Annotated in this window: 27 protein-coding genes and 1 pseudogene; 5 read left to right on the top strand and 23 right to left on the bottom strand. The window is 56.5% G+C overall.

Going from position 1 to position 24,889, the window contains the following annotated elements; genetic code table 11:
• Positions 1-214: 214 nt before the first annotated feature.
• Both VW41_05545 and VW41_05540 read right to left on the bottom strand, forming a co-directional pair.
• The gene (locus VW41_05545; GenBank protein ID AJZ91871.1) at positions 215-1,021 is read right to left on the bottom strand and encodes a flagellin; all 807 of its coding nucleotides are present in this window, start codon (positions 1,019-1,021) and stop codon (positions 215-217) included.
• 201 nt (positions 1,022-1,222) lie between these two features.
• Entirely contained in the window at positions 1,223-2,029 is an 807-nt protein-coding gene (locus tag VW41_05540; GenBank protein AJZ91870.1) for a flagellin, read from the bottom strand.
• Between the two features lie 717 nt (positions 2,030-2,746).
• Here VW41_05540 and VW41_05535 point away from each other — a divergent pair.
• Both VW41_05535 and VW41_05530 read left to right on the top strand, forming a co-directional pair.
• A complete protein-coding gene (locus VW41_05535) occupies positions 2,747-3,700 on the top strand; it encodes a transcriptional regulator (protein AJZ88536.1) in 954 nt (317 codons plus the stop codon).
• Positions 3,701-3,734: 34 nt separating this feature from the next.
• The gene (locus VW41_05530) at positions 3,735-4,139 is read left to right on the top strand and encodes a hypothetical protein (GenBank protein ID AJZ91869.1); all 405 of its coding nucleotides are present in this window, start codon (positions 3,735-3,737) and stop codon (positions 4,137-4,139) included.
• A gap of 220 nt (positions 4,140-4,359) precedes the next feature.
• Here the strand turns inward: VW41_05530 and VW41_05525 are convergent, their stop codons facing one another.
• Genes VW41_05525 through flgB form a run of 12 tightly spaced genes read right to left on the bottom strand, consistent with a single transcriptional unit; the run spans position 4,360 to position 14,117 of the window.
• Positions 4,360-5,367 (bottom strand): hypothetical protein, encoded by a 1,008-nt coding sequence (locus tag VW41_05525; protein ID AJZ88535.1) that lies wholly within the window; start codon positions 5,365-5,367, stop codon positions 4,360-4,362.
• A 2-nt stretch (positions 5,368-5,369) separates the two neighbouring features.
• Positions 5,370-6,254 carry a flagellar hook-associated protein gene (locus VW41_05520; GenBank protein ID AJZ88534.1) on the bottom strand — a complete coding sequence of 295 codons (885 nt, stop codon included), beginning with the start codon at positions 6,252-6,254 and terminating at the stop codon, positions 5,370-5,372.
• A gap of 53 nt (positions 6,255-6,307) precedes the next feature.
• The gene (locus VW41_05515; GenBank protein AJZ88533.1) at positions 6,308-7,678 is read right to left on the bottom strand and encodes a flagellar hook protein FlgK; all 1,371 of its coding nucleotides are present in this window, start codon (positions 7,676-7,678) and stop codon (positions 6,308-6,310) included.
• A 3-nt stretch (positions 7,679-7,681) separates the two neighbouring features.
• Positions 7,682-8,071, bottom strand: a complete 390-nt coding sequence (locus VW41_05510) for a peptidoglycan hydrolase (protein ID AJZ88532.1) — start codon at positions 8,069-8,071, stop codon at positions 7,682-7,684.
• Between the two features lie 9 nt (positions 8,072-8,080).
• Positions 8,081-9,172, bottom strand: a complete 1,092-nt coding sequence (locus VW41_05505) for a flagellar P-ring protein FlgI (protein AJZ88531.1) — start codon at positions 9,170-9,172, stop codon at positions 8,081-8,083.
• A gap of 12 nt (positions 9,173-9,184) precedes the next feature.
• A complete protein-coding gene (gene flgH / locus VW41_05500) occupies positions 9,185-9,850 on the bottom strand; it encodes a flagellar basal body L-ring protein (protein AJZ88530.1) in 666 nt (221 codons plus the stop codon).
• A gap of 27 nt (positions 9,851-9,877) precedes the next feature.
• Complete coding sequence (flgG, locus tag VW41_05495; protein ID AJZ88529.1) at positions 9,878-10,663, bottom strand: flagellar basal body rod protein FlgG; 786 nt, start codon at positions 10,661-10,663, stop codon at positions 9,878-9,880.
• A gap of 18 nt (positions 10,664-10,681) precedes the next feature.
• Positions 10,682-11,413, bottom strand: a complete 732-nt coding sequence (locus tag VW41_05490; GenBank protein ID AJZ88528.1) for a flagellar basal body rod protein FlgF — start codon at positions 11,411-11,413, stop codon at positions 10,682-10,684.
• Positions 11,413-12,606 carry a flagellar hook protein FlgE gene (gene flgE, locus VW41_05485; protein ID AJZ88527.1) on the bottom strand — a complete coding sequence of 398 codons (1,194 nt, stop codon included), beginning with the start codon at positions 12,604-12,606 and terminating at the stop codon, positions 11,413-11,415. The genes VW41_05490 and flgE overlap by 1 nt, the downstream gene beginning before the upstream one ends.
• A 35-nt stretch (positions 12,607-12,641) precedes the next feature.
• Positions 12,642-13,316 (bottom strand): flagellar basal body rod modification protein, encoded by a 675-nt coding sequence (flgD, locus tag VW41_05480; GenBank protein AJZ88526.1) that lies wholly within the window; start codon positions 13,314-13,316, stop codon positions 12,642-12,644.
• 2 nt (positions 13,317-13,318) lie between these two features.
• The gene (locus tag VW41_05475; GenBank protein AJZ88525.1) at positions 13,319-13,744 is read right to left on the bottom strand and encodes a flagellar basal body rod protein FlgC; all 426 of its coding nucleotides are present in this window, start codon (positions 13,742-13,744) and stop codon (positions 13,319-13,321) included.
• 22 nt (positions 13,745-13,766) lie between these two features.
• A complete protein-coding gene (gene flgB, locus VW41_05470) occupies positions 13,767-14,117 on the bottom strand; it encodes a flagellar basal body rod protein FlgB (protein ID AJZ88524.1) in 351 nt (116 codons plus the stop codon).
• A 224-nt stretch (positions 14,118-14,341) separates the two neighbouring features.
• Between flgB and VW41_05465 the strand changes: the two are divergent.
• From VW41_05465 to VW41_05455, 3 genes and pseudogenes are all read left to right on the top strand, one after another.
• Positions 14,342-14,719 (top strand): annotated as a pseudogene (locus VW41_05465) (flagellar basal body P-ring biosynthesis protein FlgA).
• Positions 14,720-14,859: 140 nt separating this feature from the next.
• Entirely contained in the window at positions 14,860-15,132 is a 273-nt protein-coding gene (locus VW41_05460) for a flagellar biosynthesis anti-sigma factor FlgM (protein ID AJZ88523.1), read from the top strand.
• A 3-nt stretch (positions 15,133-15,135) separates the two neighbouring features.
• Positions 15,136-15,573, top strand: coding sequence for a hypothetical protein (locus VW41_05455; protein AJZ88522.1), 438 nt, complete (start codon positions 15,136-15,138; stop codon positions 15,571-15,573).
• A gap of 66 nt (positions 15,574-15,639) precedes the next feature.
• Here VW41_05455 and VW41_05450 read toward each other — a convergent pair whose 3' ends face one another.
• Genes VW41_05450 through VW41_05410 form a run of 9 tightly spaced genes read right to left on the bottom strand, consistent with a single transcriptional unit; the run spans position 15,640 to position 24,661 of the window.
• Complete coding sequence (locus VW41_05450; protein AJZ88521.1) at positions 15,640-16,584, bottom strand: hypothetical protein; 945 nt, start codon at positions 16,582-16,584, stop codon at positions 15,640-15,642.
• A gap of 36 nt (positions 16,585-16,620) precedes the next feature.
• On the bottom strand, positions 16,621-18,033 hold the full coding sequence (locus VW41_05445) for a glycosyl transferase family 2 (GenBank protein ID AJZ88520.1): 1,413 nt from the start codon (positions 18,031-18,033) through the stop codon (positions 16,621-16,623).
• Between the two features lie 10 nt (positions 18,034-18,043).
• A complete protein-coding gene (locus VW41_05440) occupies positions 18,044-18,481 on the bottom strand; it encodes a flagellar export protein FliJ (GenBank protein AJZ88519.1) in 438 nt (145 codons plus the stop codon).
• Positions 18,482-18,487: 6 nt separating this feature from the next.
• Positions 18,488-19,807: an ATP synthase gene (gene fliI, locus VW41_05435; protein ID AJZ88518.1), complete on the bottom strand. Its 1,320-nt coding sequence runs from the start codon at positions 19,805-19,807 to the stop codon at positions 18,488-18,490.
• Positions 19,800-20,546: a flagellar assembly protein H gene (gene fliH, locus VW41_05430; protein ID AJZ88517.1), complete on the bottom strand. Its 747-nt coding sequence runs from the start codon at positions 20,544-20,546 to the stop codon at positions 19,800-19,802. The genes fliI and fliH overlap by 8 nt, the downstream gene beginning before the upstream one ends.
• 2 nt (positions 20,547-20,548) lie before the next feature.
• A complete protein-coding gene (gene fliG, locus VW41_05425) occupies positions 20,549-21,583 on the bottom strand; it encodes a flagellar motor switch protein G (protein ID AJZ88516.1) in 1,035 nt (344 codons plus the stop codon).
• A complete protein-coding gene (gene fliF, locus VW41_05420; GenBank protein ID AJZ91868.1) occupies positions 21,552-23,222 on the bottom strand; it encodes a flagellar MS-ring protein in 1,671 nt (556 codons plus the stop codon). Before fliF ends, fliG begins: the two co-directional genes overlap by 32 nt.
• A gap of 10 nt (positions 23,223-23,232) precedes the next feature.
• Positions 23,233-23,595 carry a flagellar hook-basal body protein FliE gene (locus VW41_05415; GenBank protein AJZ88515.1) on the bottom strand — a complete coding sequence of 121 codons (363 nt, stop codon included), beginning with the start codon at positions 23,593-23,595 and terminating at the stop codon, positions 23,233-23,235.
• 19 nt (positions 23,596-23,614) lie between these two features.
• The gene (locus tag VW41_05410) at positions 23,615-24,661 is read right to left on the bottom strand and encodes a Fis family transcriptional regulator (GenBank protein ID AJZ88514.1); all 1,047 of its coding nucleotides are present in this window, start codon (positions 24,659-24,661) and stop codon (positions 23,615-23,617) included.
• Positions 24,662-24,889: the final 228 nt, after the last annotated feature.

Below are 24,889 nucleotides of genomic sequence, written 5' to 3'. Positions count from 1 at the left end.
TTTATCTCCAGAAATACGGGCACGTAAGGCAAGTCAAACGCCGCTGAGCATTGTTTAGCAATTACCGTGCCATGTTTTAAGTTTCAAATTAATCAATGCATTAGATGAACACGCGGAAGAAAAGCTTCCGCACAGAAGGAAGGTGACACGCGAGAGGCAGATACAAAAACACCGCCCTAAAGCGGTGTGTTTTGTCGTCTTAGTGCGTGACGGCTTAGCCCAGCAGGGACATCACCATGCCGGACATGCTGTTGGACTGCTTCAGCATCGACATGCTGGTCTGCGCCAGCATCTGGTTACGCGTCATGGAAGACGCTTCGCTCGCGAAGTCAGCGTCCTGAATGTTGCCCAGCGCCAGTTCGGTGTTGTCTTTCATGTTCGCCAGGTTGGCCGCCGTGTGGCCCAGGCGATTGATGTTGGCCCCCAGGCTTGAACGAATGGTGCCCACTGCCGCCAGGCTGTCTTCCAGGTCAGACATCAGATCCTGGGCGCTGGCTGCATCGGTGATGGTGGTGCCAGACAGGCCATTAATGGCGGTGTTGGCATCTCCGAGGGAAGCCGACAGGCTGACGGTCATTTTCTCGTCCGCGCTCGAGCCAATCTGGAAGTTCATGTCCTGAGTCAGCTTGCCGGCCGCAGCAAACAGCTTCTCACCGCCGTAGGAGGTGTTGCTCATGATGTTGCCCAGCTCTTTTTGCAGTTCGCCCAGCTCAGAGTTGATAGCGTCGCGGTCTTCCGTGGTGTTGGTGTCGTTCGCGCCCTGGGTGGCCAGGTCCTTCATGCGGTACATGATGTTGCTCACTTCATCGAACGCCCCTTCCGCCGTCTGCAGCATCGCCGTGGCATCTGAGATATTGCGCTGCGCGACGGCCATGCCGTTGCTCTGCCCCTGCAGGCGGGAGGCAATCTGCAGGCCAGCCGCATCATCGGCCGCAGAGTTAATGCGTTTGCCGGTGCCCAGGCGCTCCATCGCAGTGGACAGCATGCTGTTGGATTTATTCAGCGCGTTGATCGACGCCATGGAAGAGCCGTTAGTGAAAATAGATAAAGACATAATCAATCCTTTTGATTCAGTTCGTATTGTGTAGCTTTCGTTACTCAATCAAGGCGGCACGCGGGCAGGCAAAATTAAACGGTACGATGAAAAAAACGCATTTTTCTGCCGATAAATAAAAAGCACCGCCCGAAGGCGGTGCTTTTTGTCGGCTCAGTACGCGGCGGTTTAGCCCAGCAGGGACATCACCATGCCGGACATGCTGTTGGACTGCTTCAGCATCGACATGCTGGTCTGCGCCAGCATCTGGTTACGCGTCATGGAAGACGCTTCGCTCGCGAAGTCAGCGTCCTGAATGTTGCCCAGCGCCAGTTCGGTGTTGTCTTTCATGTTCGCCAGGTTGGCCGCCGTGTGGCCCAGGCGATTGATGTTGGCCCCCAGGCTTGAACGAATGGTGCCCACTGCCGCCAGGCTGTCTTCCAGATCGGACATCAGATCCTGGGCGCTGGCTGCATCGGTGATAGTGGAGCCAGACAGGCCATTAATGGCGGTGTTGGCATCCCCGAGGGAAGCCGACAGGCTGACGGTCATTTTCTCGTCCGCGCTCGAGCCAATCTGGAAGTTCATGTCCTGAGTCAGCTTGCCGGCCGCAGCAAACAGCTTTTCACCGCCGTAGGAGGTGTTGCTCATGATGTTGCCCAGCTCTTTTTGCAGTTCGCCCAGCTCAGAGTTGATCGCGTCGCGGTCTTCCGTGGTGTTGGTGTCGTTCGCGCCCTGGGTGGCCAGGTCCTTCATGCGGTACATGATGTTGCTCACTTCGTCGAACGCCCCTTCCGCCGTCTGCAGCATCGCCGTGGCGTCTGAGATATTGCGCTGCGCGACGGCCATGCCGTTGCTCTGCCCCTGCAGGCGGGAGGCAATCTGCAGGCCAGCCGCATCATCGGCCGCAGAGTTAATGCGTTTGCCGGTGCCCAGGCGTTCCATCGCAGTGGACAGCATGCTGTTGGATTTATTCAGCGCGTTGATCGACGCCATGGAAGAGCCACTGGTGAAAATAGATAAAGACATGTTTATTCTCCTTGATGAACCTGATGCTCAGTCTCCTGACTGTTGTACAGAGATAAAACGACACGTCACTCTTTAAGATTAAATCTATTTTCATATTTATTTATGCCCCCTCTGAACCGCAGCCTGATAAAACATCTTTATTTTACAAACAATCATTCTCATTCAATATAAACGAGAGAGGGATGAATAAAAAACATTTCAAAGCGACACTTTTGAGATAAATCTTAAATAAAAAAAATAAATAAAAAATGCGTTGCGCCATTTTTAATAAAAAGAAAATAAAGTTAATAACTCACATTATTGAGAACATTATTTTCACATCAAAAATAATTTTTACAACATCGCCCACTCGCACTCACAATCATTAACTTTTCATTATTTTATTTAATAAAACACCACAAAAACCGCCTTAAAACATATTGATAATCACATTTTTATAGCGTAAAAAAGAGGCAAGGAAGATGACATTACTATCTCCACCCCTTTAAGCCACACCTTTCACCATCCACAGACGAACAAATCTGTACAAAGGTATAGAGGCAGGTTGCTTTTTCGTTCCCTCAGCAACGAGCAACCGCTTAGTAATGAAGATTAAATGGACTTAATGATGACGAATGTATTCGTGACGCTCACGTATGGCCTCACGATATCCGTTAATTATTATAGGAATGGCTGCAGCCAAAAATGAATAAACGCTATTGTGCTGTAAATAACTGGCTGATTGATATTAGCTCCGGTTCGATTCTCCATTTAACCAGCGGGGAACGTAAACGCCTCGGAGAATATCAGCTAAAACTGCTGGATACGCTGACTCAGCATGCGGGCAAGATCCTCACCAGAGAAGAACTGACCACGCTTGTCTGGGAGCATAGAGTGATTGGCAATAATAGTTTGCCAAACGCTATTCATGCGCTGCGCACGGCGCTGGAAGATGATGGCAAACAGCAAAAGATAATCAAAACCATCCCTCGAAAAGGTTATGTGCTGGAAGCTGATTACTGCAGCGTGATTGAAAAAGAAGAAGATGAAGTCACGGATAAATCGGACGATGCGCTACTCAGCGAGGCCGTACTCTTTGATAACCCGCAGCCTCCGAAAACGGATGAGATGGCAGAGCTCCCCTTCTCACCTGAGCCCGCAAGTGGCACAGCGGACACGCAGAAACCCGCCCCAGCGATGGCTCGCGCTCCCCGGTGGCAACGTTTTCCGACTATTGCCTTAATTGCCGCCGTGGCTCTGATCGTCACTGCCTTTGCAACATGGCGCTATTTTGAGCACGCCCACCATCTCCTGCAGTACCAGGAGCAGGAGAGTAACGTCTACAGCAACATTCATCTGTTCGAGATTTACCCGGCGGGCCATCTGAACGGCAATCAAGATCGGTTTTACAGCGAGCTGAAAGACACCCTCTATCAAATGAATCAACTCCTGAAAGGGCAGTCGATCATGATGAATGTTTATTATCAGAGCATCGATCAAACGCTCAACTATACGTTTTCGCTGAAAAGCCGCTGCGACAGTAAGCAACTGGCCATGGCCATCTACCACTGGCGGATCGACATCAGCCAGCTAAACAACCTGATCCTGAGAGAAACACGAAGAAAAATCGCTGAAATGGAGGAGTGCCGCATTGGTTAAATGGCTTCTGAGTGCAGTAATTGCCCTTCTGCTGATCGGCTTGTTCGGTTTTTACAACTGGCCGCAGGGTGCCACGCCCCCCGAGCAACAGGCTAACGTAGATGTCCAAATAGGCTTTTACGATCTGATGTCGCGGCGAAAAGAGACCTATGACACCCATATGGAAATGGTCAACCATACAATTTTGACGACCATTACCAGCCCGGACGATCCCCGTTTTATCCTGAAAGGAAAGTTCACCCAAATCAGCACCCATCAACGCCAGCAGTGGTTTTCCTGGTCTCCCATTTACTACAACGCCCCCAACAAGGGGTTAATGATTGACGGTATGGTGGATTTAATGATGAATATGGACATCTGGATGCAGCCGATCACACTCGCGGGGCAGCCGCTGGTCGTCGGGCAAAGCGGGATTATATTTCTTTATCCTTCACACTAGCACTTCCCTCTCCGTTCACTTTGAGTCCTGCGGTATACGCAGCCCTGGTGAACGGCTCGCTGTCTGTCGGGTTGTAACTTAAACCGCAGCGTCGCTTCTGGTTTTTACCCTCACCCTAACCCTCTCCCTGAAAGGGAGAGGGAATAAACCCCATATCCCGCGACCTCTTTTCCCTCCCCGCCCCTTTGGGGAGAGGGCCTGAGAGTGCGTAAACATAGCCCTACCCGAGCAAATTTTTCACCGTAGCAAGCTGCACGTTCGCCTGCGCCCCCAGCGCGCGGTTAAGCGTGGTAAAACTGTCGCCGCTTTTCTCCAGCACGCTGCCCAGCGCCTGCGCCGTGTCCTGCGCCTGCTGCGGGCTATACGGCGTGGCCATCTCATCAATACGCGACCGGACGCGCTCCTGATGTGCCCGCAGCTTACCGCGCTGCAGCGTTATCTGCTCCAGCGCCTGCTGCAAATGCGACTGCCCTTCCCGGCTGCTGCCCGGGCGCGCAGCCAGTTGCACCAGATCTTCCTGCTGAGCCTTTTCCGCCTGGACCGCCAGTAGAGTAAACGCATCGGACGGGAAGTTATGCCCTTCCCCCCGCACGCTGAGCTGTTGGCTGACCTGCTCCCAGCGCGATTCATCCACGCTGAAACTAACCTGTCCACTCCTGTCGAGGTTCGCGTGGATCCCCATTCGCCCCAGGCCAACGTTGAGGTGGGTTAAGACCGTGCGGGGCGAACCTTCTTCCGGCAGCGCGACCGCAGCCAGCTCTCGCTTCGCGCCGCCCAGCATAAAGACTAACGTTTCCCCGCCGGGTGAAGTCAGGATTTTGTCACTGCCGGGCAGCGTGAAATTCACCTGCGACTGGCTCTGTAGCCGGACGTTAAACTGGCGATCAACCGTCCCGCCGGAAAGCTGAGTACGCCGTGATAACAGACGCTCAAGCCCTGCCGCCGGCGCCTGAGCTTTCCCCTGATTCGCCGCATGCCGCAACTGCAAAAGCTGCGTTTCGGCGCTGGAAAGGTAGCTGTCCGCCTGCTGCACAGCCGTCAGTTGCTGATTGAGCTGGACGTTGTAGCGCAGCGGGCGAGTAGAGAGCAGCGCCGCTTCAGGAAACGGGCTGCGGGATGCCGTAGCTTCGTCAACCTTACGGCGCTGGACGGCCTGCGGGGCATCAATATTGCCGCGGCTCAGCGCGGCGGCATGTGAAGATGTTGTTGTGGTTAAACCAACCTGCATGGCTACATCACGCTAAACAAGGAGAGCTTACTGATCATGCTGTAAGCCTGGTTGGAAATCTGAACCGAATTTATAAACAATTGAAGGTTCACCGTCGCCGTCGCGGGGTCGCTGTAAGAAAGATCGCGGACCACCTGCTCGTTTGCCGCGCTGACATCAGTATGCGCGTCGCTCAGCAGAGTTAAGCGGTTCTGCCGCCCGCCCACGTCGGTAAAGATTGCCGACACGCTGTCCCGCGTGGCGGTGGTGGATCTCAGCATATCGTCTATCTCACTCTGGTAATCCGCTACCGGAACGGCCGGATCCTGCATCTTCTGCGCCAGCGCCTTGAGCTTGTTGAGCATGTCCAGATCGTCACTCCCGGACGAGAATGCGCTGGCCACGTTAGTATTTTCTTTAATGTTAACGCCGTTCGCCACGGTGGTTTCGCGCGAGCCATCATTGCCGGCAAACACAAATGTCCGTGCGGCCTCATCCCACTGCACCGGCTTAGTCCCGGTTTTGGTGCCGGCAAACAAATAGCTGCCGTTTTCATTCTGCGCATTCATGGATGCCACCAGCGAATCGAGCATTGACTCAAGCTCTGCACCGTAACCCGCCATATCCTTCTGGCTATTGGTGCCGTTAGCCGCCGCCAGCAGCTTGTCGTTCAGTGCCAGCAGTTGGTCGTTCATCGCCTGCAGGTGAGACTCCTGGCTGGCCAGCGTCCCGCTGATGCTGGTGATGTTGCTCTGGTACTGCTGAATTGCCGACTGCTCGCGGTTAAGCTGCACGAGCCGGCTGGCGGCCACCGGATCGTCCGACGGGACGTTGATTCTCTTCTGCGTGGCAAGCTGCTGCATCAGCTTGCTGATGCTCTCGCTGTTGCTGCCCAACTGGCTAAGCATCTGTGAAGAGTTATACAGACTACTGATTCTCATAAAGTGTTCTCCAACCCTCGTTAGAACAGATTAAGCAGATCGCTGAAAATCTGGTCGCCCGTGGCGATGACTTTCAGGTTGGCCTGGTAGGACTGCATATAAATTTGCAGGTTGATCGCTTCTTCGTCCTCGTTGACCGCGCTGAGATTATCGCGCTGGGTCTGGGCCTGATTGGCTACGGAGATAGCCGCTTCTTGTTCAGTTTTATTCTGGCGACTGGCAATCCCCACGCGGGAGATGATCGCCGCGGCCCCCTCGTTAAGGCTCATGTTGCCGAGGCCGCCAATGTTCGTTTTGCTGTTTTTTAGGTCGATAAGCTGTTGCAGGTTATCGCCGTTGCCCGGTTCATCATCCGTCCCTGACAGCGCAATCTCATCCGGTTTCAGGTCAGTGACCTGCAGCATCCCCGCGCTGTTGCTCGGATCAAACACAAACAGCGGCTTGCCGGGGTTCCCATTGAGATCAAACCCCTGCGCCAGCTGAGTGTTAAACAGGTCAGCGACGGCTTCCGCCATGCCCTGAATCGCGCTTTGCATCTCTTTCAACGTGGTCGTTTCATAGTCGTAAAGCGCGCCAAGCTGCCCGCCTGCCGATGGGTTGAGGCTAAATTCGCTGGTGGAAAACTTCAGGCTGAGGGTGCTGTTGCCGTTGGCATCTACACCCGCTTTCATTTCGCCCGCCGTTTTGCCACTGACCAGCGGCTGGCCGCCTTTCAGGGCCACGGTGTAGCTGCCGGTTCCGTCTTCAGTCACTTTCACGTCCGCCAGCTCACTCAGCTTTTTCACCAGTTCGTCGCGCTGATCCCGCAGCACGCTGCTGTTGCCGCCGGTGGACTCCAGCTCGATGATTTTCTGGTTATAGCTGGCGATACCAGAACTCAGGGAATTGATGCTATCCACCGCCGCATTACGCTGGGTAGAAAGTGAGCTTTTCTGGCTGTTGATAAAATCATTCATGCTGTTAAAACGCGTCGCCAGCGAGTTGGCCTGGTTTAACAACTGCTGACGAAGCGCCGGGGATTCAGGCTGCGTGGTCATCGCACTCAGGGCGCCAAAAAACTCATCCAGCCCTTTGCCCAGGCTGGTTGAATCCGTGCCAATCACTTCCTCCAGCGCACCGAGATACTGCTGCCCTGAGGTGTAATAGCTGGCTTTGGTGTTCGTCTGCCAGACCTGATTCACCAGGTATTGGCTGGAAATACGGCGGATACTGTCCACCTGTACGCCGTTACCAGCGGATAGGCCGACCTGGCCCATAGGCCCAACTGCACTTTGCAGCAGCCCCTGCCGGCTGTAGCCCGGCGTCAGCAGGTTGGCGATGTTCATCGAGGTGACGCTCATCCCCGTCTGGGCGGCCTGAATACCGCTATAGGCAATATTAATCATGCTCATCTGTTATGACTCCTGACCGCGACGCATCACGGGGATGACCGGGGTGGCTATTTCTGTTGGCTGCTGTGTTAAAGCGGCACTTTTCATCCCGGCCTTAACCCCGGCAGGCGCCAGCTGAGCGATAATCATCCCGGCAATGCCGGTGCTGCGCTGCGACGCCAGCTCAGAGGCCAGGCGATCGTCGTAAAAGTCACGCATCATGCGCTGCTGCTTACTGTTAAACGGGCTGTCCTCGGCGGCCATGGCATCCGAGGCTTTACGCATCTGCTGCATCATCGAACGCAGGAACATCGCTTCAAACTGTTCGGCTGCCTGCTCAATATTTTGTGGCTTGACCTGGCCGGTCATATCGCCGGGCAGCACGGTTTGTTGCCGGTTAATCGGATTGATCATCTGGGTTCCTTAAATCACCACCAGCTCGGCGTCCAGCGCCCCGGCCTCATGCAGCGCCTGCAGAATGGCCATGGTGTCGTCCGGGGCTGCCCCGAGGCTGTTAATGGTGCTAACAATGCTGCGCAGGCTGGTTCCAGCGGGAAGGGTGACCATCTGACCACGTCCGCGATTAACGTTAACGTCGCTGTCCGGCGTCACCACGGTCCGGCCCTGGCTGAATGCGCCCGGCTGGCTGACATTGCTGCTTTCGCGAATGGTCACCGTCAGGTTGCCGTGAGAAACGGCCGCGGCACGTACCACCACACCGTCACCGATAACTACCGTGCCGGTACGGGCGTTAAACACCACGCGAGGCGGTTGCTTCCCGGCGTTAATTTGCACATCTTCCAGCATCGACATAAAACGCACGCGCTCGCCGGGATCCATCGGCGCACGCACCGCAACGTTAGTCGCGCTTTGCGCGACGGCGGTGTTTGCTCCAAAGGCGCTGTTCAGCGCGACCGCTACGTTATTGGCGGTTTTAAAACTTGGACGCTTCAGGTTAAGCATCACCTGGCTGTTGTCCTGAAAATCGGTTGGGATCTCGCGCTCGATAGAGCCGCCGTTCGGCACTCGCCCTACCGTTGGCGTGTTCACGGTCACGCTGGAACCGCTGTTGCCCTCCGCTTTCACGCCGCCCACCACTACATTGCCCTGGGCCAGGGCATAGACTTCGCCGTCGGCCCCCCGAAGCTGGGTAAGCAGCAGCGTGCCTCCGCGCAAACTCTTTGCGTCGCCAATAGAAGAAACCGTCACGTCAATAGACTGCCCGCGAGCATAGCCCGGCGGTAGCGTGGCGCTGATGGCTACCGCGGCGACGTTTTTCACCTTAGGGTCAATTTTTGTAGGCAACTGCACGCCAAACTGACGCAGCATGTTGGTCACCGACTGACTGGTAAATTTCACCTGGTTTTTATCGCCGGAACCGTCCAGGCCAACCACCAGGCTGTAGCCCACTAGCTGGTTGCCGCGTACGCCCTGAATATCCACGATGTTGCCCAGCGTTTCAGCCAACGCACAGGTACTCCACAGGAGCGAGAGGAAAAGCGCTACGTTACGCATCGTCAACTCCGGTTAGATAGGGAACAGCGGGTGGTTGAAGATACGCGTCAGCCAGCCCGCCGCATTCGAGTCGCTCAGCGCCCCCCGGCCTGCATACGAGATGCGGGCGTTAGCGATGCGCTGGGAAGAAACGGTGTTATCCCGCTCGACATCATCGGCACGGACCAGGCCCGTGACGCGCATGTACTCATCCCCCTGATTGAGGGTGAGCCATTTCTCACCGCGCACCGCCAGCACGCCGTTTGGCAGCACTTTGAATACCGCAACGGTAATGGAGCCGCGCAGGCTGTTTTGCTGCTGGGAACTGGCGTTGCCGTTGAAGTTGCGCTCGCCGTCCACGGAACCGCTTAGCTTGTCGACCGAGTGGCCGAATGCCTGCGGCACGCCGAGCGTGACGTCGTTTTTCTTGCCGAAGTTGGTGCGGGCTTGTTTACTGGCCTGGGTTGACTCATCGAGACGCACGGTCAGGATATCGCCCACGCGATAGGCCCGGCGATCCTGGGTCAGCGACCAGTTATAGCCGCCGTTATAGACCCCGCCCCCCTGCACCGCCGTGTCCGGCATGATGAAATCTTCCGGCGGCGCAAAGGCCGCATCGTCTTTATGCACCAGCAAAGCCGGGCTTTCACACCCGGCCAGCATCAATGCCAGTAAACCGATAAAACACTGCTTTTTCATGACTCTCTTCACTTCATTAACCCATCATCACATCGTCTGGGTGACAAACTTGAGCATATCGTCGGCGGCGGACACCATTTTGGCGTTCATTTCGTAGGCGCGCTGAACGGTAATCATGTCCACCATCTCCTCGACGACCTGCACGTTAGACCCCTCGAGTGAGCCCTGCTCCAGCTGGCCGAAAGCCTCTTCGCCGGGGATGCCTTCGACGGCTTCACCACTGGCGGCCGTTTCGCGGTAGAGGTTGCCGCCCACGGCTTCCAGACCGGCCGGATTGACGAAGTTCACCAGGGTAATCTGCCCTAGCTCAACGGGATCGGCTTCGCCGCCCACCAGCGCCATCACGGTGCCGTCTTTCGCTATCTGAAGCTGTTTGGTATTCGCCGGCAGCTCAATTTGCGGCACCAACGGCAGCCCTGCGGCGTTGGTAATCACCCCTTCTTGATTGCGCTGCAGGTTGCCCGCACGGGTATAGGCGATTTCGCCGTCCGGCGTTTCGACCTGAAAGAACCCTTGCCCGGTAATCGCCACGTCCAGTTCCTGCCCGGTGTTCTGAATGTTGCCGGTGGAAAACTCTTTCTGCGTGCCGACAATTTTCACACCGCTGCCGAACTGGATGCCGGTGGGTGCGGTGTTGTTCTGATCGAGCTGCCCGCCCGGGGCGCGCTGGTTCTGATAAAACAGATCCGAGAACATCACGCGGTCGCGCTTAAACCCGGAGGTATTGACGTTGGCGAGGTTGTTAGAAATCGCGCCCATTTTGGCATCCTGCGCCGCAAGCCCGGTTTTACTTACCCATAAAGCTGGATTCATCGTTCTCTTTCCTTGTCATCAACTGCCGCGCAGCAGGCGATTGCCCGCCGTGGCCAGGTCATCTGCCGCTTTCATCATCTTGATCTGCGCCTCAAACTGCCGGTTCAGCGCAATGCTGGAGACCATCTCACTGATGGCCGACACGTTAGCGCTTTCAAGATGCCCGGAGGCCACCATCACGTCTTCATTACGCGGGTTGTTCAGCGCGTTAGTGACGAGGAGCCCGGCGCTGTTTTTCCGCAACTGCCCGGCGGGGATATCCACCAGCTTGAGGCGATCGATTTCCACCGGTACGGCGGGGCCGCCGTCATCCGGCACAATGCTTATCACCCCGTCCTGAGCAATGGAGATGTGTGAAAATGGCGGCAGCACGATAGGCCCGTTGTCACCTTCGACCGGCAAGCCGCCGATCGTCAGATCGCCTTCAGGGCCGACGTCAATTTGACCGTGGCGGGTATAAACTTCGCGGTTGCCGCTGCCGAGGGCGATCAGGCCGTTTCCGCGCAGGGCAACGTCGAGATCGCGACCGGTCTGCTTCATCGCCCCCGGCGTCATGTCAACGCCGCCGCTAGTCGGCTGCACCAGATAGCGTGAGTCGTAGCCCGCGCCCTCGATCTGCTGAGCCTGCGCGCTTTCCAGATCGCTACGAAAGCCATGGGTATTGACGTTAGCCAGGTTGTTGGCGTGGATCTGCTGCTGGGACAGGCTGCGGTTTGCGCCGCTTACCGCGGTATAAATTAAGTGATCCATTACACGGCCTGGAACAGCGCGTTCATCATGCTGTCGTTGGTGCTGATGACTTTGGTGTTCGCCTGGTAGTTACGCTGGGCGCTCATCAACCCCACCAGTTCGGACGTCAGGTCAACGTTAGAGGCTTCCAGTGCCCCGGCTTTAACCGGGCCGAGCAGGCCGCTTCCCGGGGTGCCGGTCAGCGGTGTCCCTGATGCGGCGGTCTGCATCCAGGTGGTGCCGTCCTGTGCGGCCAGCCCGTTCGGATTCGCAAAGTTGGCCAGGATCAGCTGTCCCTGCAGCATGCGCTCGCCGTTGGAAAACGTGGCATACACCGATCCGTCCTCGTCAATTTGCTGACCCGTTTTTTCACCGGATGCGTAGCCGTTCCCCTTATTTTTACTGACGGAGAAATCAGAGCCGTACTGGGTGGTGCCGGTGTAGCTCAGGTCGACATCCATCGCCTGTGCGCCGGGAATATCAATGGTCAGTTTCACGGCTCCGTTTGGCTCACTCAAAATGCCCTGATCGCTAAAAGTCATGGTTTTGCTCGCCGGGTTCGTCAGCGGCTGGTCGTCCATGTAGTAGTAAACTTCCCAGGTATTTTCGTCGGTCTTAACGAAATACTGATTAATCGTGTGTTCGCGGCCCAGCGAGTCGTAGACCTGCGTCGCGTAAGTATTGTTGTAGGAGGTGTTGTCTTTAGGATCGAATTTAGCGGTAACGGGTTTTTCCGCCCGGGCATCCAGGTTGGCGGTGAAATCGATATTTTCGGTGGCTTTCGCAGGGATGGAACCGCTGCTGATGGTCAGATTGCCGATGCTGCCCACCTGCAGCACGCCGTTGGCGTCAACCGGGTAACCCTGCAGGTTCATGCCGGAGCTGTTGATAAGGTTGCCGTTGTTGTCGGTACCGAAATAGCCCGCGCGGGTATAGGCCGTTGTGCCTGCGCTATCGCGCACCACGAAAAAGCCGTTGCCGGAGATAGCCAAATCCAGGCCATTACCGGTGGCATTGATAGCGCCTCCACGGGTAATGCTCTGGGTCATGCCGGTGACGCCCACGCCAAGCGGCTGGCTTTGGGCATACAGGGCAGCAAACTCCGCGCGGCCGGATTTAAACCCTACGGTACCGGAGTTGGCAATGTTGTTAGAAATCGCATTCAGCTGTTCGGTGATGGCGTTAAGGCCGGAGGTGGCAATGCTAAAACTCATATAATGTCTTCCTGATTAATTCTGCAAACCCTGATTTATGCCTTGCCGGCAGGGGCAGATTGTCCAAATTGGCTGATGTAGTTGTAGGCAATTTCGCCCAGGCCCGAAATGTTGAGCATGGTCGGGCTGCCGTCCAGAGGAATGCGCACGTTGTTGATGATGCCTCCCAGCTCAATCGGCACGGTTTCTTCCCCGGTATCGGTCACCACGCTGAGCGTGTATTTCCCTTCTGCCAGCCCCATTGTTTCCGGGTCGAGGGTAAAATCCACCTGCCCGGCGTCCTGCTTGCCCAGCTCGATTTTGTGCTCGGTACCGGCGGAATCCTTAACGATCACGGTCACGACGCCTGCGGCATGTTCCAGCGTCAACCGTCCGTCTACGGTCGTCGTCCCGTCGGAAGTAAAGCTACTGCTCTGCACCATCACCTTCTGTCCGACGAGGTTTCCGGTGCTGAGCGTTTGCAGGTTGTCCATCAGCACGGCGTTGTTGGCCATCAACTGGGACATGGTTTCCATCGATTGCACCTGGGTCAATTGCGCCAGTTGGCCGACATATTCGGTGCCGTCCGTTGGGTTTAGCGGGTCCTGGTTTTGGATTTGCGCAACCAGAAGCTGCATAAACAGGCTGTTCATACCGGCTGCGCTGCCATTGTTCGCCACGCCATTGTTGCCGCTGGCGCTAAAATTACTGGCGTCGTTATTCACATTCATGTTCACACTTCTCCAAGGCGCAGCAGGCTTTGCTGCATACTTTTCACGCTGTTAAGCACATCCACGCTGGTTTCAAAACTGCGTGAGGCCGACATCATGTCCGCCATCTCTTCCACCACGTTAACGTCCGGGTAATAGACGTAGCCGCGGTCATCCGCCATCGGGTGGTTAGGCTCATAGCGCTGCACCGCGTTGCCGGTTTCAACGACATCCATCACCTGCACTCTTGCCCCGGTCAGCGCCCGGTTGCCCATCAACTCATCATTTTGATAAACCGAGGCAAACACCGGGCGGCGCGCCTTGTAGACGCCGTTTTCTGTCGCCGAGGGCGAGTCAGCGTTTGCCATGTTGCTGGCGATGGTATTCAGGCGAACGGTTTGTGCCGTCATCGCTGAGCCTGAAACACGATAGATATTGTTAAATGCCATCTTGCATGCTTACCTGAGTCCGTTATTTCCCTTCGATAGCCTTTTTCAGGCCAACAAATTTCATGTTCAGAAAGGCCAGGCTTGCCTGGTAGTCCTGCACATTTTTTGAAAACTCAGCCTGCTCCACGTCTAAGGCGACCGTGTTGCCATCGGAAGCGGGCTGATATGGCACGCGATATTTTTCCTGCGGCGAAGAGGCAGTTGAAAAACTCCACGCTGAACGTTGCATCTCCGCGGCAAAATCAATATCTTTAGCCTGGAAGTTTGGGGTGTCGACGTTAGCCAGGTTGGCGGATAGCAACTCTGCTCGGGAAAGTCGAAGTGCTACTGCCTGCGGATGAACACCCAATGCTTTGTCAAAAGAAATACTCACAGCCCACATCCTCGTGATGAAAAACAACGGCCAAAAATCGCTAACTCACCCTTGTTTAGCAATTACCGTGCCAGAGTTATAACATCATGAATATCAAGAATTTTACCAAGCCACACCTGTATAAAGGGAAAGCAAACTTCCCCCTCTTCTTCCGGGTTGCGACGCTGTCGAGTTTGCTCGCGCTGACGCCTGCACTTTATGCCGCCGAGCAGAACGTGGTCGCCGCGAAGCACGCGCTGGAACGTGGGCATGTGTTGACCGGGGCAGATCTTCAGCTCAAAACACGCCCGGTTTCCGGATCGCGTTCCAGCTACCTGACAAATCCCAAAGACGCTCTCGGCATGACGCTGAAGCGACACCTCCGTGCAGACCAGCCCATTACCCGCGCCCACCTCGAGTCACCGGTGCTGGTTGAGCGCGGGCAGCGCGTGCTGATGGTGGCCATGCAGGACGGGATTGAAGCCAGGACCGTTGGGGAAGCGATGAAAAAGGGGCGAAAAGGCGAAATGATTAAAGTGAAGAATGAAAGCAGCCAACGCGTGGTTAGCGCCGTGGTGGCCGAGGCGGGCGTCGTGCGTATGCTCCACGCCGAGACAAAATAATTTTTAATTTTGCTATTAAAGTTTCGCTGTTACCGGGTCGCCTTACCCCGGTAAGGGAACAGGAAAGCGACTTTCCTCCCCGATGGAATCACCCTGCAACGCAATAAAAAACAGAACCATAGAACCACCGGAGAACAGCGATGAAAGTCAATTCAACCCAGTACAGCCCAGCCGTTGCCCCGCTTAACAGCAAAGCGGCTCAGCAGACTCGCCCCCAGGCGGAAGAAGGCAGCAGCGCCGAAAAGGCTCGCCCGGTGGATCCGGTTCTGGGCGAGGCACAGCAGAACATGGCCGCGATGCCGGAAGTGGATATGGCGCGCGTCGAAGCGATGAAAGAAGCCATCAGCGCAGGGAAAATCAGCCTCAATCTGGATGAGTTGACCGGCGCGATGCAGAAATACTATCAGAGGTAAGTGATGAGCAATGCAGCCCAGGGCGTTAAGCAGTTAATTGCAGACATGATTGCTGACCGTCAATACTACACCGAGCTTAACACCCTGCTGGAGCAGCAGCGCCAGCTTATCGTGGGCCATCAGTCCGCCAGGCTGGATGAGCTTAACGGCAAGCTGATACAAATCTATGAACGCCTGGCCGCCCATAGCCAGCAGCGTTATGCCACGCTTGCCGGGCTGGGCATCCCCGCCGGTCCGCAGGGGATTAAAGCCTTGCTTGCTTGTCTGCCGGCGTCACATCAGGGGCAAGTGAACGCCCTTTGGGCCGACCTGGAAATTCAGGCCATGCGCTGTCAAACAGCAAATGAAGGAAATGGGTTATTGCTGGGGATGCAGCAGGAAATCCTTGAGAATCTGGTGAACAGCAGCGAGCCGGAAAACTGGCTTTATCAGCCGGCTTAACGTTATTTTTAGATCAGCCTGACAGCTTCCCCCGTTCCCGTTCAGGCGGCAGCGGGGGGTTTTGCTTTACAGCAGCGAAAGTCCGCAAAGCAGGCTGTAGTCCGCACTGTTTTCTTTGTGCGTCACCGTCGGGTTGGCCTGACGCCAGCGATACCACGCGCTAAACAGCGCAATCATCGTCTTCTCCGTCAAACTTTCCTCTGCCTCGCTCCCGATGGCGAACAACATTTTTAACTGGAAGAAGTCCTGCGCCAGCGAGAACATGGCGGCCCCGTAGTTTTCGCAGCCAGGACCGGGGAAGACGTCGTGATACAGGCGGTAAATCAGTACATTACGTAAGATATGTGGCTGTGTCGTTAGCCATTCACAGCGCTGAAGGCCGGCTTGCAGCTCCAGTAAACGCTCGCTGAGGCGACTGGCGGGCATGACGCCTAATTCGCTCAATTTCAGCATCACGCTCATTTTCTCCGCGATCGGCAGGTTGAGATCCAGACGCATGGCGCCCATCGCTTTTAGCGCGGCCAGGGCGTTTTCTTCAATGGGCGGCAGCATCGCCAACTGTTGTGCCAGCACGCCATGCTCCGCCAGGTGAGCAAGCTGCTCGCCCATAGAAACCAGCCGCGCGGGATCGCAGTTATCGTCAGCAAGATCCTGCTGCGCTTTGCTTAACAGCACGCCGAGGGCGTACAGGCTCTCCTCCAGGGAAAGGGCCGGATGCACCGCCAGATGAATCCCCTGCTGGTTGAGCGTACTGTCCCACGCCTTCAGTTCACCAGCGGCTGGCGATTCCCCCTCCGACATGTGCAACACAAACGCCTGCGGATTAAGCAACAGCTCGCGGGCAACGCTTTCGCAGCCGGGGTCCAGGCTTTCGCGAACCTGGGTCGCCAGGTTTACGCTGATGCGCGGCCAGCCTTCGGGGGCACGGCAGCAGGCCGGGCACTCGCATACCGGATCCAGGGCCGCATGGCGAAGAACAAATTCAGGTTGATAACGTTCGATGATATCCATTTCTTTCTCCAGGATGGAATAGCGCCTTCCGTTGACTTATCGATGTTTACGGAAAAACCAGTGGGTGCAATCGACCGGCTGGCCGGTCTGCCTGTCCAGCGTTTGCTGGATAAAGGCGAAGCTGGGATAAAAACCAAGCCAGCAGCTTTGTTCAAATAATGTCTGACAGGCCTCATCGCGGGTTTGTCCCCCGGCGATGGCCTGGCGGTAGGCCGCAATCAGCGAGGAATAAAAGTTAGCATGCACGGCATAGGCGCAGCCGTTTTCCGCCGCACGCACGCGCACCACGCCAGACAGCGATTTCATTCCACGCAGTTCGCGGTATTTTCCGCCCAGCATCAGCGCCTGCCAGTCGATGTGTTCCAGCCGGGTCAGCAGCGCATTAACCTGCTGTACCGAATTTTCTTTCTTCACAAAGTGCACTGCCGCATCCAGCAGCAAGAGGTTGTGCCAGCCCTCCTGGCGGGCCTGCTCCAGCAGAGCGCAGTGGGTTTTCAGCTCCGCCAGCGCCGGATCGTTTTCCCGCTGAAGCGCCACCGGCAACAGTTGCCCGGCGCTAAAACCAAAATCGATAAGCGTCCGGCACTGTTCCTCAAGCGCCGCTTCCTGCCCAGGAGCGTAGATAACCGCGACCTTGTGGAACACCGACCATGCCACTTTTTGGTTTAGCGGCGCCCGGCTTAAGCGCCGGTAATGTGCCAGCAGATTTTCATCTTTTACCAGGTCTTCCAGGCGCAAATCTACCGGGATACAGCTCCCCATGACGAAGTCTTTGTCGTAGGTGTTGCGGCTGTGGGAAATGCAAACAATGGACTTCTCGGGGGCAAGCTGCAGCACCGGCGTGGTGAAGTTATTAAGAAAGGTTCGTTCTTCTCCCAGCGCGATATCGTCCTGATAACGGTTTTTCTTCAACAGGTTGCGATGCACGCCAAAAGTGCCGTTTAGCGCATGATGCGGGCCAAAGCGGTGGCTGAGGTACATTTTATCAAGGTGGCTGTACCAAACGTATATCTGGTCGCAGCCGGAAAACAGCGCGTTGTGGCCCTGCATTTCCGCCACCTGGTGTGAAATTTTCTCCGGCGGATAGTAGTCATCATCGTCAAAGCTGATGATGTACTCCCCGAGAGCAAGTTCGTTGAGCATATTGCGTTTTCGCCCAAGCGGCAGGCGCTCCGGGCTGTGAACATAACGCACGTTATGCAGCGCCGAATCGACCATCATCTCGATCAGATCCTGATTACTCTGCTCTGAGTCATCCAGAATTATCAGCTCGCGTTTATCCGCCGGGTAGTCCTGATACTGGTAGATGTAGAGCAGGTACGGCAGAAACTCACGCCGGTTCCAGGTCGGGCAAACCACGCTGACAAAGGGCGTCCGGGGCGGCACCGCCGCGCGCTGGCGCTTTAAAAGGTTATCGAGCAAAGTGTTGCGGTTACGCGTTGGTTTCATGAGGTAACTCTTAGCGATGAGCGAGCCGCTGACGGAGCCAGCACTGAGCGGACACGGCATCCGTAGCCTTCCGCTCGCCTCGCGCCTGTTCTGCATAACGCTCGCTGCGTTTTGCCTCGAGTACCACCTCAAGGCTTTTTTCACGCTTCGCTTCCTGCAGCAAAGCGCCCTGTAGCTGGCGCGCCTCCAGCTCGGCCAGCGCCTGCTCTTGCTTCTGCCAGTCGATGACTCGCTGGAGGGTGCGCTTATACCCGGAGTGGTTCACCATTTGCAGCGCCGAAGTCCCTGTTTCCGGGCCGAGTCCGGCGGCAAGGGATGTCAGGGTACTGATATTCTTTTCATAGCGCTGGCACAGCTGTTGCTGAGCATTCAGCCGGGCGCCGGTCTCTTTTACCGCCCGGTTGCGGAGCGTATGTAGCTGTTCAAGCGTGGTTATCAGTTTGCTCATGGCCGATTATCCCGCCTGCGATAGCAGGCATAAGTCACGGATGGTATTGACCAGCGGCGCGGGTTCATGCACCTCTTGCTGAAGAAATTGCGCGATCGCCGGGGCCAGTTTTACCGCCCGGTCAGCCATCGGGTCGGCCCCGGCAACGTAGCCGCCGAGCGGCAACAGCGGCTTGATATTTTGGTATTCGGCGTATAGCTGCTTCAGCGTTCTGGCCGCCAACTGGTGAGGACGTTCCGTTACCTGGCTCATGCAGCGGCTGATGGACTGCCCCACATCGATGGCCGGATAATGCCCGGCTTCGGCGAGATGCCTGGAAAGGACGATGTGCCCATCCAGCACCGCGCGGGCGCAGTCAACGATCGGATCCTGCTGATCGTCCCCTTCCGCCAGCACGGTATAAATCGCGGTCATGGTGCCGCGTCCGGTGCTGTTGCCCGCGCTTTCCACCAGGCGAGGGATCATGCCAAAAGCCGAGGGCGGGTAACCTTTGGTGGCGGGCGGTTCGCCAAGAGAGAGCGCAATCTCGCGCTGGGCCATTGCGTAGCGCGTCAGGGAATCCACCAGCAGCAGGACATCTTTACCCTTATCGCGGTAGTAGCTGGCGATGGTGTGACACAGTTCAGTGGCCTTGATACGCATCAGCGGCGACTCGTCGGCCGGGGCCGCCACGATAACCGACTTCGCCAGCCCCTCGGCCTGCAGCGAGTTTTCAATAAATTCTTTCACTTCGCGTCCGCGCTCGCCGATAAGCCCGACCACCACCACTTCCGCCTGGGTGTAGCGGGTTATCATGCCAAGCAGCACGCTTTTGCCGACGCCGCTGCCCGCCATCAGCCCGACGCGCTGGCCTTTGCCGATCGTCAGCAGGCCGTTGATCGTCCTCACGCCGACGTCGAGCGGCTCCGCCACGCCCTGGCGCGTCAATGGATGAACCTGGGGTAAATGCTGCGGTAGCGGCGTGTCGCCGACAAGCTTGCCTTTGTTGTCCAGCGGCTCGCCCAGCCCGTTGACCACGCGGCCAAGCCAGCGGTCGCCGATCATCACCCCTTCCTGTTTATCTGCCGGAAAAACGCGCGCCCCGGCGATTAAGCCGGTGGGATGTTTAAACGGCATCAGCCAGGTGAGATCGCGGTCAAATCCCACGACCTGGGCATCAATAAGTTCGCTGTCGGCGCCTTCTACCCGACACATCTGCCCTACCGCCAGCCTGCAGCCGACGCATTCAAGCAGAATACCGTTCACACGCACCAGCCTGCCCGCCACGCGGGCAAGGTTGATGTTTTCGATAGAGCGCAGCGCCTGTTCGAAATCCAGATCACTCATCTTGCGTTTCCGGCAGCAGGTTTTCTTTTAGCGCAGCCATGCATTGGTCAAGGCGATGCTGACAGCCGATATCCATTTCGCTGGTCTCCGTGACGACACGGCATTCACCGGCGTCGAGATCCGGGTCGGCGCCCAGCCCCCATTGGCGGGCTTTCTCTGGCTCGGCTTCACTGACGCGCTGGTATTCCTCAGCGCTGAGCAAGACGCGAATTTGTTCGGGGATTTGCGGCAGGCCTTGGAGCGCCTCTTCTACCAGCGTCAGCATCTGGGTAGGATGCAGCGCCAGCTCGCAGCGAATCACCTGGCGGGTGACTTTTTCCACCAATTGCAGAAGTTCTTCGCGACGGCGCTGCTCGTAGGCGCTGAGATACTGGCGCAGCTCCTGGGCGGCGCCGTCCAGCGGCTCAGCCGCAGCCAAAAACAGCTGACGAGCGTGCAGCTTTCCTTCTTCCAGCCCTTTACGCATCCCTTCGTCAAAACCGAGGCGGGCGCCTTCCTGATACCCCTCTTCCTTCCCCTCTTCCATACCCTGGGCAAAGCCACGGTTCAGGCCATCCTGGAAACCCTGAACCAGTTGTTGCTGGTACGCTTCCGGATCGAAGGCCTGGCCCGACTGCTCGAGGCTTGTCTGCTGCCAGCTTTTACGCAGCGGGGGGAATTTATGCAGTCTGGGCTTAATCACGCCCTGACGACGGGCAGTCAGGCTGCCCAGCGTGGCGGCTTTGGCATTTTTAAACATGGTCATTCCAGCGTCTGCTCCGCGAACAGTTGCACCTGGATTTCGCCATCTTCCGCCAGCTGGCGCACGGTGCCCATGATCTCTTTGCGCACCTGCTCAATTCGGCTGACCGGCACCGGGCCGAGGCGCGATGTGGTGCTTTGCAGCAGCTGCACCTGACGCTTTGGCATCACGTTGCAGATGGCCTGCCGCAGCACCGGTTCAGTGCCCTTCAGCGCCACCGCCCATTCTTCCATTGGGATCTCTTCCATCAGGCGCTGGAGCGTGTTTTGGTTCTGCCGGCTGAGGATGAAGAACTCGTACATTTCGTCTTTCAGCTCGTCCACGACGTCTTCGTCACGTTCGCGAAGCTGGTCCAGCAGCAGTTGCTGGTTTTCCGGGATGCGGTTGACGATATTGGCGGCGTGTTTAATACCGGTGACTTTGGAACCATGCTCTGAGAGCACCGCCACGCCGCGATCTATCAGTCTGTCCAGCTCATCAATAACGTCGCGGTTAACGTCATCCAGTTTGGCTATCCGGTAGACGATTTCATCCTGGCGTTCCTGCGCCAGCACGCTCAGCACGCTGGCCGCCACATCCGGCGGCAGGAAAGCAAGGAACACGGCCTGTAACTGCAAGTGCTCCTGCTCGATAAGCGCCGCCAACTGAGGCACGTCCACCCACTGCAGGCGAGCCATGCGGTAGCGAATCTCATCGCCATAGATGCCATTAATCACGCTGCGCGCAATTTCGCCCCCAAGGGCTTTTTCGAGAATGCTGCGCAGGTAGGTGCGTGAGGCGCCGTTAATCCCACTCTGCTCGCGGTAATCCTGAAAGAAATTGTTCATTGCCTGGCGCGCCTGCGTTACCTTCACGCCGTGCAGCCGCGCCATGGTTTCGCTGAGCAAAATCACCTCTTCCCGGCTCAGCTTCTGCATCACCTGAGCGGCGGCGTCTTCGCCTACGCTCAGCAGCAGAATCGCCGCCTGTTCTATGCGTGAGCGCCCGTTGCCTGCGCTGCTTTTACTGCTCTTGCTTACTGTTGGTTCGCTCATTGCTGTTGATCCACTGTTTCAGTACTTCCGCCACCCGCTCGGTTTCGCTCTGGGCGAGCATCTGTAAGTATTCGACTTTCGTTTCAAGGCCGGAGCTTTGCGGTGGCAGGTTGTCATCGTTCTGGAATGACGATTTAGGCAGCCCCGGCGCCAGGCCTTCATCGGTCGCCATTAATTCGTTTTCAAGCAACGAGCCGCTTTCCAGCGCTGGCTCATTTGCCGCCTCAGCAACGACGACTTCGCGGCGGCTGAAGCGCTGTACGACCGGGCGCACGCCAAACAGCAGGGTCAACAGCGCCAGCAGGCCAATGCCGCCGGTTTGCCCCCAATACTGCATGTGCGGATCCTGCCACCATTTCAGCACCGGGAACGCCGTCGCTTCTGGTTCAGTAAAGGCCATCACATCAAGCGTCAGCGAGTCACCCCGCGCCTTGTCTATGCCCGCCGCGTCCTCTACCAGCCGCGTCAGGCCAGCCAGTTTTTCCGGCGTGATCTTCGCCAGCGCAGGCGCGGTCTGGTTCAGGGCTATGGCCACGCGCAGCTTCTCAAGCTGGTAGCCCGGGTGGCGGATATGGCGGATATCGCGGTCGTAGGCGTACTTACGCTGCTCGGAGTTGCGGCTACTGAGGGACTGCGGATTAGCGGGCTGAGTCGCGTTAGCGTTGGCGGGCGCGTTCGCCGCCGCAGCCGGCGGGTTTACAGGGCGGTTACTGAGGGAGCCCGGTACGCCGATGGCCAGTTCATTAGTGACGTTTTCCTGGCTGATATTTTCATCGCTGACCCGGGCGTCTTTCCCCAGGCGCTCCTGAGTCTCTTCCACGCTGCTCATGTCAACCTGGGGCGCTACGCTAATGCGGAAGTTGTTGCTGCCCACCAGCGAGGTCAGTAGCCCGGAAATGTTCTTCTCCGTGTCCATTTTCATGCGCTGCACAACGTCATTGGCCTGACGAATACCGGCCAGGCTGCTGCCGTTTTGTAACCCTTCGGAAAGCAAATTGCCGGCCTGGTCCACCACGCGCACGCTGCTGGCCTTCATCCCCGGCACGCTGCCGGAAACCAGTTGAACAATGGCTGCGACCTGCGATTCATCGAGGGTTTTGCCGTGATGAAGCTGGACGATAACCGACGCGCTGCTCTCGGGCTTGTTGCTCATCACGAAGGAACTGGCTTCGCTAAGCCCAAGGTGAACGCGCGCCAGCTCCACCGGCTCCAGGCCCATAATGCTTTTTGAAAGTTCCCCTTCAAGGCTCCGCTTGTAGCGCACGTTCTGTACAAACTGGCTGCTGCCGAGCATCTCTTCTTTGTCCATCAGCTCATAGCCTTCCGGCAGTACCGCGCTGATGCCCTTCGCCGCCAGCGCCATACGCGCCTTCGACAGTTTGTTTTCCGCCACCAGAATTTGTCCGTTGTCCGGGTTAATCCGGTAGGCAATGTTCTCTGCGCCCAGGGCTTCAACCACCAGGCCGGTTGGCAGATTTTCCCGGGCGCCATACAGGGCGACATAGCCGCCGCCGCTGCGCCACAGTGAGGCCACAATAGCGCCGGTCAGCACCACGGCCGCAGCGCCCATAAACCATTTTTTATGCTTTCCCTGCACCAACGGCATCGCCGCAAGCTGAGTTTTAATTTTGTTTAACACGGTCAGGCCCTTAGAGCGCAATATTCATCACTTCATCCAGCGCGGTGGTGAGCTTGTTGCGCACCTGCATCATCGCCGTAAACGCCACGCTGGCTTTCTGGCTTTCGATCATCGCGCCGGTTAAATCGTCGCTCTGCCCGGTGTCGATGGCCGCCTGACGGGCGCTGGCGGCGTGCTGCATTTGGTCAACGTTGTTAATCGCCTGGGTAAGGACGTTGCCGAACGATACCGGCGTAGCCGCCCCCGTTCCCGTTGAGGCCAGCACTGGCGCGGCTGAAATAGCGCCAGATCCGGCGCTCGCCGCCGTCTGCTGCAGCCGCATCAACATTTCTTGCTGCCCCGCCGGCATGCCTAATCCTGAAATCTTATCCATTGCGGTTTCCTTCCTCTTTTCAGGAGTAACATCCAATATCGATGCCCTCTTCGCGCATCGAAGCCAGCCGATAGCGCAGCGCACGAGGAGTAATTCCTAAGAACTGGGCCGTTTTGGATTTGTTGCCCTGGTGGCGTTTCAACAGGTCGATGATGTACTTGTACTCGGCCATGCGTCCGTGCAGTTTCACGTTACGGATAGCAGCCGAGGTACCGTTTTCAGCCTGATGCGGGGTTTCATGCCAGGCGGGCATAAAACCCACGGCAGCGCTTTGCGCCTGTACCACCGGCGTCAGGCCAAAATCTTTGGCGGTGATTTCGCTGCCGTTGCAGAGAATCAGCCCGCGCTGGATAACATTTTCCAGCTCGCGGACATTCCCCGGCCAGTCGTAGCTCAGCAGCGTCTGGCAGGCATCTTCAGAGAGCTTAATTTTGCCCTGGTGGAATGCGTGGTATTTATCAATGAAGCGCTGGGCCAGCGGGATGATATCCTGCTGACGTTCACGCAGCGGCGTAATATGAATAGGCACTACGGAAATACGGTAGAAGAGATCCTGGCGAAAACGGCCTTCAGCAATTTCAAGCTGCAGATCTTTATTTGTAGAAGCAATAAGGCGAATATCAAGCGGGATTTTTTTATGGCTACCTAAGCGCTCAACTTCTTGCTCCTGCAAAACCCTTAATAATTTTGCCTGAAGCGCCAGCGGCATATCACCAATTTCATCGAGTAATAACGTCCCGCCATTGGCCTGCTCAAACTTGCCGGCCACGCTGGCCACTGCACCGGTAAAGGCACCTTTCTCATAGCCAAATAAAATAGCTTCCAGCATACTTTCAGGAATCGCCGCGCAGTTAACCCCAACATAGGGGGCATCATTGCCCGCAGCATGCTCATGAATATATTTAGCTACGCATTCCTTCCCCGTACCAGTTTCACCTGTCACCAGCACAGAAACATTAAATTTCGCCACACGGCGCGCAAGCGAAAATACACTCACGCTGGCAGGTGCACTGGCCACAAAGCCGTTAAGGTTTCCTGTGCTATGGTCCATAAATATATTCATGATGCATCACCCACTTAGAGTAAATTCTAACTAACGAGGACAGCAAAACCGACTTAACATGTTCTTTAATCATCAAGAAGAAAGAAAGCATTAAGACCGTTTAAATTCAGCGTCAGTCGCCAGATTATTTGACCGTCAGCATTTCAGCACCACGGTTATCGATGAGCGCCAGTATACTTAAGGCGATTCATTTGTCTCATTTTTAATGGGTATTAAAACATTAATCTTTTA

The sequence above is a fragment of the Klebsiella michiganensis genome (assembly GCA_000963575.1).
GTDB classification, from domain to species: domain Bacteria; phylum Pseudomonadota; class Gammaproteobacteria; order Enterobacterales; family Enterobacteriaceae; genus Cedecea; species Cedecea michiganensis_A.
The sequence above is the reverse complement of the archived record's forward strand: the minus strand, read 5'-3'. Positions and strand labels throughout refer to the sequence as shown.